An 11,575-nucleotide genomic window follows, 5' to 3' on the forward strand; every position below is an offset into this window, starting at 1 on the left:
GGTCTCAGCTATAGCTCAGACCCATGGCTTCACGCACGTCGCGCATGGTTTCCTGGGCCAGCTTGCGGGCGGCCTCGCAGCCGTCGGCCACGATGGCGCGCACCAGCGAGGGATCGTCGAGATACTTCTGCGCGCGCTCGCGCATCGGCTCCTGCTCCTTGAGCACCGCATCGATCACCGGCTGCTTGCATTCGAGGCAGCCGATGCCTGCCGAACGGCAGCCCTTCTGCACCCATTCCTTGGTCGCGTCGTCGGAATACACCTTGTGCAGCTGCCAGACCGGGCACTTCTCCGGTTCGCCCGGATCGGTGCGTCGCACGCGCGCCGGGTCGGTGGGCATGGTGCGCATCTTCTTGATCACCGATTCACGGTCTTCGCGCAGGGCGATGGAATTGCCGTAGCTCTTGGACATCTTCTGCCCGTCGAGGCCGGGCATGCGCGAGGCTTCGGTCAGCTTGGCCTGGGGTTCGACGAGGATGATCTTGCGGCTGCCTTCGAGGTAGCCGAAGAGCCGCTCGCGGTCGATCTGCGACAGGTTCTGTGCTTCGTCCAGCATGGCCTTGGCCTGTTCCAGCGCGTCGGCATTGCCTTTCTCCTGGTAGTCGGCGCGCAGCTCGGTATACAGCTTGGCGCGCTTGCTGCCGAGCTTCTTGACGGCTTCCTTGGCTTTGTCCTCGAATCCCTTTTCCTTGCCGTACAAGTGATTGAAGCGGCGCGCCAGCTCGCGCATCATCTCGATGTGCGGCACCTGGTCTTCGCCCACCGGCACCTGGCTGGCGCGGTAGATCAGCACGTCGGCCGCCTGCAGGAGCGGGTAGCCGAGGAAGCCGTAGGTGGCGAGGTCGCGGTCGGCGAGCTTTTCCTGCTGGTCCTTGTAGGTCGGCACGCGCTCGAGCCAGCCGAGGGGCGTGGCCATCGACAGCAGCAGGTGCAGCTCGGCGTGCTCCGGCACCTTGGACTGGATGAAGATGGTCGCCTGCGACGGATCGATGCCGGCGGCGAGCCAGTCGATCACCATGTCCCAGGTGCTGGACTCGATGATGCTCGGGTCGTCGTAGTGCGTCGTCAGCGCATGCCAGTCGGCGACGAAGAACAGGCAGGGCAGTTCGGACTGCATCTTGATCCAGTTCTTGAGCGCACCGTGATAGTGGCCAAGATGCATCGCGCCAGTCGGGCGCATTCCGGAAACAACGCGGTCTGGGTACATAGTCGTTCAGCTAAAAAGTAGGGTCAGGGGGGAAAGCAGCAGTTGCAGGAGGGTGCTGGCCAGGCTCATGACCGGCACCATCCAGAAATACAGCACCTTCAGCATCACCAGGGCCATCACGATGAAGAAGCCGTAGGGTTCGATGCGGGAAAACTTGTAGGCGTACTTGTGCGGCAGGAAGCTGGTGACCACCCTTCCCCCGTCGAGCGGCGGAATGGGAAAAAGGTTGAAGGCGAACACCACCAGGTTGGTGAGGATGCCGGCGTGGGCCATCTTCAGGAAGAAGGGCTCGTCGACGTCCATGGCATTGAGCAGGATGCCCAGCACCGACCACAGGAAAGCCATGATGAAGTTGGCGGCAGGGCCCGCGAGCGCCACCCAGGCCATCTGGCGCTTGGGGTTGCGCAGGTTACCGTATTCCACGGGCACCGGCTTGGCATAGCCGAAGAGGAAGGCACCTGAGGTTGCCACGTACAGCAGCACGGGAATGATGAGGGTGCCGAAGGGATCGATGTGCTTGGCCGGATTGAGGCTCATGCGCCCCTGCATGTAGGCCGTGGAGTCGCCGAAATAGCGCGCGGCATAGGCATGGGCCGCTTCGTGCAGGGTGATGGCGAAGATCACCGGCAATGCGTAAACGGCAAGGGTTTGTATGATGTCATCCATGAGGGGTGATTCTAACAGAGCGAGGAAGGGCTGCCGTCCCGGATTGCGTCCGGGCATGCAGGCGAGCCCGCGGGGCGCGGCCCGTGCGGGAAGGACATGTGCGGCGGCCCTGCTCTACAGCCCGAAAACCGCCGGGTCTCCCCTGCCCTGCCGCACCAACTCGGGTTCGCTCGCGGTCAGGTCGACGACCGTGGTCGGCTCCATGCTGCAGGCGCCGCCGTCGATGACCAGCTCGATCTGCTTTTCGAGATGTTCGCGCACCTCTTCGGGGTCGGTCAGCGGGTCGCGTTCGTCGGGCAGGATGAGCGTGGTTCCCAGCAATGGCTGGCCGAGTTCCTCGAGCAGGGCGTGCGCGATGGCATTTTCGGGTACGCGCAGGCCGATGGTCTTGCGCGACGGATGGGACAGCCGCCGCGGCACTTCCCGGGTCGCCTCGAGAATGACGGTGAAGGGTCCCGGCGTGGCGGCCTTCAGCATGCGGTACTGGCGATTGTCGACCTTGGCGTACTGGGCGATTTCGCTGAGGTCGCGGCACAGCAGCGTCAGGTGGTGCTTGTCGTCGACGCCACGCAGCCGGCGCAGGCGTTCCACCGCCTGCTTGTCGTCGAGGTGGCAGACCAGCGCGTAGCAGGAGTCGGTGGGCAAGGCGACGATGCCGCCGCCGTGCACGATCTGGGCCGCCTGCTTGATGAGGCGGAGCTGCGGATTTTCCGGATGGATTTGAAAGTATTGGCTCATGAAAAGAAGAACGGCGGTGTCGCTAGACAGCCGCCGTTCGGAAAAGATCAGGTTTATTGGGCGCTTCGCAAGGCAGCGATGCGCTCCTCTATCGGCGGATGGCTCGCGAACAGCGCCGCGAAACCGGATCCGCCACCATTGATACCGAACGACTTGAATGCCTGGGGCATGCTTTCCGGCGGCTCGAGGCCGCCGAGGCGGGCCAGCGCCTTCACCATCGGCTGGGGCGAACCGAGCAGCTTGGCCGAACCCGCGTCGGCGCGGAATTCACGGTAACGCGAAAACCATGCCACGATCATCGACGCGACGATGCCAAACAGGATCTCGCATACGAACACGGTGATCATGTAGCCGATGCCCGGGCCGCGGTTATCGTCGCGCGACAGCATGCGATCGACGAAGAAGCCCACCACGCGCGCCAGAAACACCACAAAGGTATTCACCACGCCCTGGATCAGGGTCAGGGTGACCATGTCGCCATTGGAGACGTGGGCGATTTCATGGCCGAGCACGGCTTCCACTTCTTCCTTCGTCATGCCTTCCAGCAAGCCGGTGGAGACGGCGACCAGCGCGGAATTCTTGAAGGCGCCCGTGGCGAAGGCATTGGCCTCGCCTTCGTAGATTGCCACCTCGGGCATGGCGATGCCCGCCCGGTCGGCCAGGCGCTTGACGGTGTCCAGCAACCAGAGCTCGGTCGAGGAGGACGGCGTGTCGATGACGCGCGCGCCGGTCGACCACTTGGCCATGGTCTTGCTCAGCAGCAGAGAGATGATCGCGCCCGTGAAGCCGACCACCAGCGAGTACACCATCAGCGTGCCCAGTTGCAGGCCGTTCGCCGTCAGGAAGCGATTCACCCCAAGCAGCGACAGCACGACCGACATGACCAGCATGACGGCGAGGTTCGTGGCCAGGAACAGGAAAATGCGTTTCATGCGTTTGTCTCCTTGGATGAAGGCAAGAGCGAAATGGGGTTAAATGAATGAAATTTCAAGTGGCTGGATGATGCCACAAAGACAGCCCGCAAAGGCGGAAGAGTTGGTGAGAAAAACTGGAAGGATCGGTCACGCGCGGCGTGACCCATGGCCATTCGCGCGACGGAGGATGCGCGTGATGAGGGAGGAAGCGGTAACTGCAACGGCAGCCTGGGGCTGCCCGTCCGGTCAGATCTGCCAGTCCTTCCAGACCGGCGTGAGCGATTCAGGCAGCGGCGGCAGCGCGCCGAGATCGATGGGCGACTCGCCGGGCGCATGGAAATCCGAGCCGCGCGATGCCAGCAGGCCATAGCGCCTGGCCACGCCGGCGAAGATGCCATATTCCTCGACCGTATGGCTGCCGGTGACGACCTCCACGCCGGTGCCGCCGAGCTGCTTGAATTCGGTAAGCAAGGCATCGAGCTGCATGTCGGAGAAATCGTAGCGTCCCGGATGCGCGACAACCGCCGTGCCGCCGGCGCCGCGGATCCAGGTGACCGCTTCCTTGAGCGTGGCCCAGCGATGCGGGACAAACCCCGGCTTGCCGTCCGTCAAGTAGTTGCGGAACACCTCGGCGGTGTCCTGGCAGACGCCCTTCTCCACCAGGAAGCGGGCGAAGTGGGTACGCGAGATGAGGTCGGGGTTGCCGACGAATTCCAGCGCGCCCTCGTAGGCACCCTCGATGCCGACCGCCGCAAGCTGCGCGGCCATTTCGCGGGCGCGCCGCTCCCTTCCGCTGCGGGTGCTGGCGAGGCCGCGCACGAGGTCCTCGTTGCGCTCGTCGATCTGCAGGCCGACGATGTGCACCGTCTTCTCCGACCAGGTGATCGAGATTTCCACGCCGGGCACGAAGCGCATGCCGAGCGCGTCCGCCGCCGCACGGGCTTCGGCGATGCCGCCGACTTCATCGTGGTCGGTCAAGGCCCAGACCTGCACGCCATTGGCGCTGGCGCGCGCAGCCACCTCGGCCGGAGCGAGGGCTCCGTCGGAAACGGTGGAATGGCAATGGAGATCGACGTTGAGCATGGTTCGGGCAGGAGAAACGGAAATGGAAGCGCTGGCCTCCATTGTACGACGAGACGCCGGGGAATTCATGCCGGACGATGTCTTGCCGGGCCGCCAAGCCTCCGGCCCCGGGCGGTCGTCAGCGCGGAATGAAGGATTCGATCAATTCGGCCAGGCGTTCCGGCTGGTCGTGGTGAAGCATGTGGCCGGCTTCGCCGAGCACGGCGGTGCTCACCTTGGCCAGCGCCTTGATGCGCCGGTCGATTTCCTCGCGGGCGCTTTCCTTCGGGCCCATCCAGCGCAAGGCATCTGTGTCTTCCGCTTCCACCCAGAGCACGTCGGCCTTGATCGCACGCCAGCAGGCAAGCACTTCCTCGATGCGGTACAGGACGGGATTGCTCAGCTTGTGCGCCGGGTCGCCGAGGATGATCCATTCGCCATCCGCATTCTGGGAGGCCCAGTGCGCCGCGAGGAAGGCGGCGCGCTCGGTGCTCAGCCGCGGATTGTTCCGCTGCAGGCGCGTGGCCACCTCTTCCAGGCTGCCGTAGGGCCGCATCTTGGGAATGTGGCGCAGCTCGTCCATCCACTTGGCATAGCGCTCCGGCGCCTGGTCGGGACGGCTGCCGGGCAGGCCGAAGCCTTCGAGGTTCACCAGCCTGGCAACGCGGGTAGGACGCGCGCCGGCGTAGATGCAGGCGATGTTGCCGCCCATGCTGTGGCCGATGAGATTGGCGGGGATGCCGGCGGAGTAATGATCGAGGATGGCGTCGAGGTCGCCGAGATAATCGGGAAACCAGTAGGTATCGGAATGATTGCTTTCCGTCAAACCGAAGCCGCGCCAGTCTGGTGCAATCACGTGCCAGTCGCGCGGCAGGGCGTCGACGACGAACTGGAACGAGGCCGCCACGTCCATCCAGCCGTGCAGCATGAACAGCTTTGGCGCGCCCGGCTCGCCCCAATGGCGCACGTGGTATTTCAGGCCGCGGATGTCCAGGAATTCCGAACGAGATGGTTTCATGGTGATGATGAGAAGCTGCAAGGCAGCGGATATCGAATTAGAATCGGACGGCTCGCTTGGCAGAACGGCAAGGATGCCGCCAGGCGGAAGGCAAGATAGACCGAAGATTATACCGGAGAGAAGATGGCCCACACAGACCGCCGCTCCCAGCGCGACGACTACGACGAACTCTACAACGGATTCCGCTGGCAGGTGCCTGACGAATTCAACATCGCGGAGGTGTGCTGCGCGCGATGGGCCGGCGATGACGGTCGCATCGCGGTGTACTACGAAGACGACCAGGGATACTCCGGCACCCTGACCTACGCCGAATTGCAGCGCCAGGCGAACCGCCTGTCGAACGTGCTGCAGGCGCGCGGCGCCCGGCGCGGCGACCGCATCGCGATCATCCTGCCGCAGCGGGTCGAAACCGCGGTCGCCCACATCGCCTGCCACCAGATCGGCGCGGTGGCCATGCCGATGTCCATCCTGTTCGGTCCGGACGCGCTGGAATACCGCCTGCAGAACAGCGAAGCCGTGGTGGCGATCGTCGACCAGGCGGCAGCGGCGGCCCTGCAGGAGATACGCGCCCAGTGCCCCGCGCTGCGCGAGGTGATCGCCGTCGACTGCGCCCTGCCCGGCGCGCTCGACTGGGCGGAGGAGATGCAGTCGGCGCTCGAGCATTTCATGCCGGTGCGCACGCGGCATTCCGATCCAGCGGTGCTGATCTACACCAGCGGCACCACCGGCGCGCCCAAGGGCGCCCTGATCCCGCATGCCGCCATCATCGGCAACCTGACGGGTTTCGTCGCCTCCCAGAACTGGTTCCCGCAGGATGGCGATGTCTTCTGGTCGCCCGCCGACTGGGCATGGACCGGGGGCCTGATGGACGCCCTGCTCCCCACCCTCTATTTCGGCAAGCCCATCGTCGGCTATCGCGGGCGATTTTCCGCAGACACCGCATTCGCCCTGCTCGAAAAATACGGCGTCACCAACACCTTCCTGTTTCCCACCGCGCTGAAGATGATGATGAAAGCCTTTCCGGCGCCGCGCGACAGGTTCAAGCTCAAGCTGCGGGCCATCATGAGCGCGGGCGAAGCGGTCGGCGACGCGGTGTTCAACTGGTGCGAGACCGCCCTTGGCGTCACGCCTAACGAAATGTTCGGCCAGACCGAGATGAACTACATCGTCGGCAACAGCGCCCGGCGCTGGCCGGCCAAGCCGGGAAGCATGGGACGACCCTACCCCGGCCACCTGGTCGCGGTGATCGACGACGAGGGCAACCGCGCCAAGCCGGGGGAAATCGGCGAAGTGGCGATCCGCCGCACCGACATCCACGGCCACCCCGATCCGATCTTCTTCCTCGGCTACTGGCGCAATCCGGAAGCAACCCAGGCCAAGTACACCGGCGACTGGTGCCGCACGGGCGACCTGGCGAGCATGGACGAGGACGGCTATCTCTGGTACCAGGGCCGTGCCGACGACATGTTCAAGGCGGCCGGCTATCGCATCGGGCCGTCGGAGATCGAGAACTGCCTGGTGAAGCATCCTTCGGTGGCGAACGCCGCCGTCGTGCCCAAGCCGGACGCGGAACGCGGCGCGCTGGTGAAAGCCTATGTAGTGCTGGTGGCGGGCACGGCGCGCAGTCCCGAGGACGACGCGCGTCTGGTGCGCGAACTGCAGGAACACGTGCGTGGCAAGCTCGCGCCCTACGAATATCCGAAGGAGATCGAGTTCATCGAGGAATTGCCGATGACGACCACTGGCAAGGTGCAGCGGCGCATCCTGCGCCTGCGGGAGCAGGAACGGGCGCAGGCTGACTGAAGGAGTTCGGCTTATTTCTTTTCGTTGTCGGCCTGGGCGTCGCTGGCTTTCTCCTGCAGCTTCTGACCGGCGTCCTTCATTTCCGCGCCGGCCTTCGCGGCAGCCTTGTTGAGCTCTTCGCCCGCCTTGGCGGTGGCCTGGTCGATCTGCTTGCCTACCCGTTCGGCGGGTCCGGGCTGTGCGGTGGATTCCTGCTTCTGGCAGGCGGCGAGGCCAGCCACCAGCAGGATGGCGGCAGCCAGCGGGTACGTTCGGCGTTTCATGGCAGATCCTTGGTTCGGCAACGGGAACACCGTATCGACCCGGGACGATTGGCGAAGTTTCAGGAAGGCCAGGCCGAATTGACGCGACGCAACGCAACGGCGTGCGGACCGCCGCAGTCCTGTGCGCTTCAGGACGGCATAAAGGCAGCCATCTCGGCGTCGCTGAAACCGGCCGCCCGTCGCGCCTCGAGGTTGAATGGGCCGCGCGGGACGGGCGCCTTGTACCGCGCGGCAAGTTCTTCGTAGGTGGCCACCGGGTCGAGGCCGCGCTGCCGGCAGAGCCATCCGAACCAGCGGTTGCCGGTGGCGACATGGCCGATCTCGTCGCGCAGGATGATGTCGAGGATGGCGGCGGCGGCGGCATCGCCGGCCTGCGCGAGCTTGGCGCGCACCGGCGGCGAGGCGTCGAGTCCGCGCGCTTCCATGGTGCGGGGCACGAGGGCAATCCTGGCCAGGACGTCGCCCGCCGTCTTTTCCGCCATGTCCCACAGGCTGTTGTGCGCAGGGAAATCGCCGTAGTCGTAGCCGAGCGTGGCGAGGTGGCCGCGCAGCAGGTTGAAGTGCAAGGCCTCTTCCCCCGCCACCCGCAGCCAGTCGGCGTAGTAATCCGGCGGCATGCCGGTAAAGCGCCAGATGGCATCCAGGGCGAGGTTGATGGCGTTAAACTCGATGTGCGCCAGGGCATGGATCATGGCCGCCCGTCCCTCGACGGTATGCATGGAGCGATGCTTGACGCCGAGCGGCGGCACGAGTTCAGGGCGTTCAGGCCGCCCGGGCAAGGACATGCCCGGCATGAGCGAGCCCGGGTCCAGCGCCGCCGCAGGATCGACGTGTCCGGGCGACTCCTGCCAGGACCGCCATAGCGCGGCGGTGCCGGCCGCCTTATCCCGGGGATCGGATTCCGCAAGCAGGGCGAGTGCGGCATGACGCAGTTCAATGACCGGGGGAATCCGGACCGGGTTGGGCGAAGGCTTCATGCAAGGAAGGTAAAATAAAGGTTTGAAGCGCAACATTCTACGAAAATCCATGGCCATCTTCCAATTGGGCGACCACGCCCCTGACATCCATCCTTCCGCCTATGTCACCGAATCGGCGAACGTTATCGGCAAAGTGCGCGTCGAAGCGAATGCCAGCATCTGGTTCAACGTCACCATCCGCGGCGACAATGAACTGATCACCATCGGCGAAGACAGCAACGTGCAGGAAGGCACCGTCATGCACACCGATCCGGGCATTCCGTTGACGATCGGCAAGAACGTGACCGTCGGCCACCAGGCCATGCTGCATGGCTGCACGATCGGCGACGGCTCGCTGGTCGGTATCCAGGCTGTCGTTCTGAATGGCGCAAAAATCGGCAAGAACTGCCTCGTGGGCGCGGGCGCGCTGGTCACGGAAGGCAAGGAATTCCCGGACAATTCGCTCATCATCGGTTCGCCCGCGAAGGCGGTGCGCACCCTGACCGAAGAGGATGTCCGGCGCATGCAGGCCGGCACCGCGAGCTACGTGGAACGCGGCCGGCTTTTCAAACAACAGCTCAAGCGGATTGGTTGATGACAGACTCGCTGCAACGATTCATCTTCGAGAACTCAGCCGTACGTGGCGAACTGGTCGAGATATCCGATACCTGGAAGCAGGTCCTGGCACGCAAGAACTACCCCGCCGCCGTGCGCAACCTGCTGGGTGAAATGCTGGCGGCAGCCGCCCTGCTGTCCGCGAACCTGAAGTTCAACGGCATGATCATCATGCAGATGCACGGCGACGGCCCGGTCAAGCTGCTCGTGATCGAATGCGATTCGGAACTGCACCTGCGCGCCACGGCGAAATTCCTGCCGGACGTCGACATCTTGGACGACGCGACGCTGACCGACCTGGTGAACGTGCACGGCAACGGCCGTTTCGTGATCACCCTGGACCCGAGGGACAAGCTGCCCGGGCAGCAGCCCTACCAGGGCATCGTGCCGCTCGACGGCGACTCGGTGTCGGTGGTGATCGAGAACTACATGCTGCGCTCGGAGCAACTCGATACCAAGCTCTGGCTGGCGGCAAACGAGCACGTCTCGCGCGGCCTGTTGCTGCAAAAACTGCCGAAGGAAGGCGGGACGGGCGCGGCCGTGGAAGACGACCTCGATACCTGGAACCATACGGTCACCCTGGCGTCGACGGTCCGCTCGGAGGAATTGCTGTCCACCGATATCCAGACGCTGATGCATCGCCTCTTCTGGCAGGAGACCATCCGGGTCTTCGAACCCCGCCATCCAAGCTTCAAGTGTAGCTGCTCGCGCGAGAAAGTCGGCAACATGCTGCGCATGCTCGGCAAGGAGGAAGTGGATTCAGCGCTGCGCGATCTCGGCAGCCTCGAAATCGATTGCGATTTCTGCGGCCAGCATTATGAATTCGATGCGGTCGATTGCGCCCAGCTGTTCGCGGCAGACAATGCGGACGGCACGCAGACAGCGGGACCGGCCAGGCACTGAGGTATCAAGCGGTGATGTCATCCCCGCGAAGGCGGGGATCATATAAGCTGCGGCGGTCTGACGCGTTTAACGCGCGCCCTGCTTAGGTGGTGCAGGCGGCGGAGGTGGCGGAGGCGGCGCGTTTTCCGCAGGCTTCTGATTCGCGTCCAGGATCTGGACGAAGATCTCGCCTTCCTTAATCATGCCAAGTTCGAAACGGGCCCGCTCTTCCACGGCTTCAGTCCCTTCCTTCAAGTCCTGGACTTCCGAACCGAGCTTTGCGTTTCTCGCCTTGAGCTCGTCATTCTTTTTCTGGGCCGCAACCACCTGTCGATCGAGATCCGAAACACGCAGCCATCCACCCTTCCCCAACCATAGCGGGTACTGGATCAGGACGAGCAATGCCAACAGGCCGAGGGTGATGAGACGCATGGGAAACCGCTACGAAACTAACGAAAAAGGGCAAGGCGCCATGCCCTGCCCTGGTGATGCCGGTCAGCGGAGGTTGTAGAACGCGCCGCGACCCGGATAGCTGGCGATGTCGCCGAGGTCTTCCTCGATGCGCAGCAGCTGGTTGTACTTGGCCATGCGGTCCGAACGCGACATCGATCCCGTCTTGATCTGCAGCGCGTTCATGCCCACCGCGATGTCCGCGATCGTCGAGTCTTCCGTCTCGCCCGAACGGTGCGAGATCACCGCCGTGTAGCCCGCCCGCTTGGCCATCTCGATCGCCGCGAAGGTCTCGGTCAGCGTGCCGATCTGGTTGATCTTGATGAGGATGGAGTTGGCGATGTGCTTCTGGATGCCTTCGCGCAGGATCTTGGTGTTGGTCACGAACAAATCGTCGCCCACCAGCTGCACCTTCTTGCCCAGCGCATTGGTCAGCGTCGCCCAGCCATCCCAGTCGTTCTCGGCCATGCCGTCCTCGATGGAGATGATCGGGTACTTGTCGCACCAAGTCGCCAGCAGGTTGGTGAAGTCGCCCGAGCTCAGCGACAGTCCCTCGCCGCTCAGCACGTACTTGCCTTCCTTGTAGAACTCGGAGGCCGCGCAGTCCAGGCCCAGCGCGATCTGCGTGCCCGGCTCGTAGCCGGCCTGCTCGATGGCTTGCAGGATCAGCTTGATGGCATCCTCGTGGTTGGCCACGGAAGGCGCGAAGCCGCCTTCGTCGCCCACGGCGGTGGTCAGGCCCTTGTCGTGCAGGATCTTCTTGAGCGTGTGGAACACCTCGGCGCCATAGCGGATGGCTTCGCGGAAGGACGGCGCGCCCACCGGGATGATCATGAATTCCTGCAGGTCGAGGTTGTTGTCGGCATGCGCGCCGCCGTTGATGACGTTCATCATCGGCACCGGCATCTGCATGGCGCCGGAGCCGCCGAAGTAGCGGTACAGCGGCAGGCCGGATTCTTCCGCGGCGGCCTTGGCCACGGCCATGGAGACGGCCAGGGTGG

The 11,575-nt window shown here is 64.2% G+C and carries 13 protein-coding genes; 3 read left to right on the forward strand and 10 right to left on the reverse strand.

What is annotated here, in order from left to right:
• Positions 1 to 4: 4 nt before the first annotated feature.
• From G3574_RS02380 to G3574_RS02405, 6 genes are all read right to left on the reverse strand, one after another.
• Positions 5 to 1,207: a tryptophan--tRNA ligase gene (locus G3574_RS02380; RefSeq protein WP_163960398.1), complete on the reverse strand. Its 1,203-nt coding sequence runs from the start codon at positions 1,205 to 1,207 to the stop codon at positions 5 to 7.
• A gap of 6 nt (positions 1,208 to 1,213) precedes the next feature.
• Positions 1,214 to 1,873 carry a site-2 protease family protein gene (locus tag G3574_RS02385; RefSeq protein WP_163960399.1) on the reverse strand — a complete coding sequence of 220 codons (660 nt, stop codon included), beginning with the start codon at positions 1,871 to 1,873 and terminating at the stop codon, positions 1,214 to 1,216.
• Positions 1,874 to 1,987: 114 nt separating this feature from the next.
• Positions 1,988 to 2,611, reverse strand: a complete 624-nt coding sequence (locus G3574_RS02390) for an L-threonylcarbamoyladenylate synthase (RefSeq protein WP_163960400.1) — start codon at positions 2,609 to 2,611, stop codon at positions 1,988 to 1,990.
• Positions 2,612 to 2,664: 53 nt separating this feature from the next.
• Complete coding sequence (gene htpX, locus G3574_RS02395; RefSeq protein ID WP_163960401.1) at positions 2,665 to 3,543, reverse strand: protease HtpX; 879 nt, start codon at positions 3,541 to 3,543, stop codon at positions 2,665 to 2,667.
• A 228-nt stretch (positions 3,544 to 3,771) separates the two neighbouring features.
• Positions 3,772 to 4,608 (reverse strand): 3',5'-nucleoside bisphosphate phosphatase, encoded by an 837-nt coding sequence (locus tag G3574_RS02400; RefSeq protein WP_163960402.1) that lies wholly within the window; start codon positions 4,606 to 4,608, stop codon positions 3,772 to 3,774.
• A 118-nt stretch (positions 4,609 to 4,726) separates the two neighbouring features.
• Positions 4,727 to 5,605: an alpha/beta fold hydrolase gene (locus tag G3574_RS02405; protein WP_163960403.1), complete on the reverse strand. Its 879-nt coding sequence runs from the start codon at positions 5,603 to 5,605 to the stop codon at positions 4,727 to 4,729.
• A 123-nt stretch (positions 5,606 to 5,728) separates the two neighbouring features.
• Between G3574_RS02405 and G3574_RS02410 the strand changes: the two genes are divergently transcribed.
• Complete coding sequence (locus G3574_RS02410) at positions 5,729 to 7,408, forward strand: acyl-CoA synthetase (protein WP_163960404.1); 1,680 nt, start codon at positions 5,729 to 5,731, stop codon at positions 7,406 to 7,408.
• 11 nt (positions 7,409 to 7,419) lie between these two features.
• Here G3574_RS02410 and G3574_RS02415 read toward each other — a convergent pair whose 3' ends face one another.
• A complete protein-coding gene (locus tag G3574_RS02415) occupies positions 7,420 to 7,671 on the reverse strand; it encodes a hypothetical protein (RefSeq protein WP_163960405.1) in 252 nt (83 codons plus the stop codon).
• A 128-nt stretch (positions 7,672 to 7,799) separates the two neighbouring features.
• On the reverse strand, positions 7,800 to 8,648 hold the full coding sequence (locus G3574_RS02420; RefSeq protein WP_163960406.1) for a ferritin-like domain-containing protein: 849 nt from the start codon (positions 8,646 to 8,648) through the stop codon (positions 7,800 to 7,802).
• Positions 8,649 to 8,697: 49 nt separating this feature from the next.
• Between G3574_RS02420 and G3574_RS02425 the strand changes: the two genes are divergently transcribed.
• Positions 8,698 to 9,222, forward strand: a complete 525-nt coding sequence (locus G3574_RS02425; RefSeq protein ID WP_163960407.1) for a gamma carbonic anhydrase family protein — start codon at positions 8,698 to 8,700, stop codon at positions 9,220 to 9,222.
• Complete coding sequence (gene hslO / locus G3574_RS02430) at positions 9,222 to 10,145, forward strand: Hsp33 family molecular chaperone HslO (RefSeq protein ID WP_163960408.1); 924 nt, start codon at positions 9,222 to 9,224, stop codon at positions 10,143 to 10,145. Before G3574_RS02425 ends, hslO begins: the two co-directional genes overlap by 1 nt.
• Before the next feature lie 66 nt (positions 10,146 to 10,211).
• On the opposite strand, the gene ftsB is transcribed toward hslO, so the two are convergent.
• Positions 10,212 to 10,556 carry a cell division protein FtsB gene (gene ftsB / locus G3574_RS02435; RefSeq protein ID WP_163960409.1) on the reverse strand — a complete coding sequence of 115 codons (345 nt, stop codon included), beginning with the start codon at positions 10,554 to 10,556 and terminating at the stop codon, positions 10,212 to 10,214.
• A gap of 63 nt (positions 10,557 to 10,619) precedes the next feature.
• Positions 10,620 to 11,575: phosphopyruvate hydratase (eno, locus tag G3574_RS02440; protein ID WP_163960410.1), on the reverse strand; the 956-nt coding region annotated here is incomplete at its 5' end.

Source organism: Noviherbaspirillum galbum (assembly GCF_010974945.1).
Taxonomy (GTDB): domain Bacteria; phylum Pseudomonadota; class Gammaproteobacteria; order Burkholderiales; family Burkholderiaceae_D; genus Noviherbaspirillum; species Noviherbaspirillum galbum.

Bases quoted from the DNA above. Each gene is read 5' to 3' on its own strand.
- G3574_RS02405 (WP_163960403.1), bottom strand. From the start codon at position 5,605: ATGAAACCATCTCGTTCGGAATTCCTGGACATCCGCGGCCTGAAATAC.
- G3574_RS02425 (WP_163960407.1), top strand. From the start codon at position 8,698: ATGGCCATCTTCCAATTGGGCGACCACGCCCCTGACATCCATCCTTCC.
- G3574_RS02400 (WP_163960402.1), bottom strand. From the start codon at position 4,608: ATGCTCAACGTCGATCTCCATTGCCATTCCACCGTTTCCGACGGAGCC.
- G3574_RS02420 (WP_163960406.1), bottom strand. From the start codon at position 8,648: ATGAAGCCTTCGCCCAACCCGGTCCGGATTCCCCCGGTCATTGAACTG.
- G3574_RS02380 (WP_163960398.1), bottom strand. From the start codon at position 1,207: ATGTACCCAGACCGCGTTGTTTCCGGAATGCGCCCGACTGGCGCGATG.
- G3574_RS02385 (WP_163960399.1), bottom strand. From the start codon at position 1,873: ATGGATGACATCATACAAACCCTTGCCGTTTACGCATTGCCGGTGATC.
- G3574_RS02410 (WP_163960404.1), top strand. From the start codon at position 5,729: ATGGCCCACACAGACCGCCGCTCCCAGCGCGACGACTACGACGAACTC.
- hslO (WP_163960408.1), top strand. From the start codon at position 9,222: ATGACAGACTCGCTGCAACGATTCATCTTCGAGAACTCAGCCGTACGT.
- G3574_RS02415 (WP_163960405.1), bottom strand. From the start codon at position 7,671: ATGAAACGCCGAACGTACCCGCTGGCTGCCGCCATCCTGCTGGTGGCT.
- G3574_RS02390 (WP_163960400.1), bottom strand. From the start codon at position 2,611: ATGAGCCAATACTTTCAAATCCATCCGGAAAATCCGCAGCTCCGCCTC.
- ftsB (WP_163960409.1), bottom strand. From the start codon at position 10,556: ATGCGTCTCATCACCCTCGGCCTGTTGGCATTGCTCGTCCTGATCCAG.
- htpX (WP_163960401.1), bottom strand. From the start codon at position 3,543: ATGAAACGCATTTTCCTGTTCCTGGCCACGAACCTCGCCGTCATGCTG.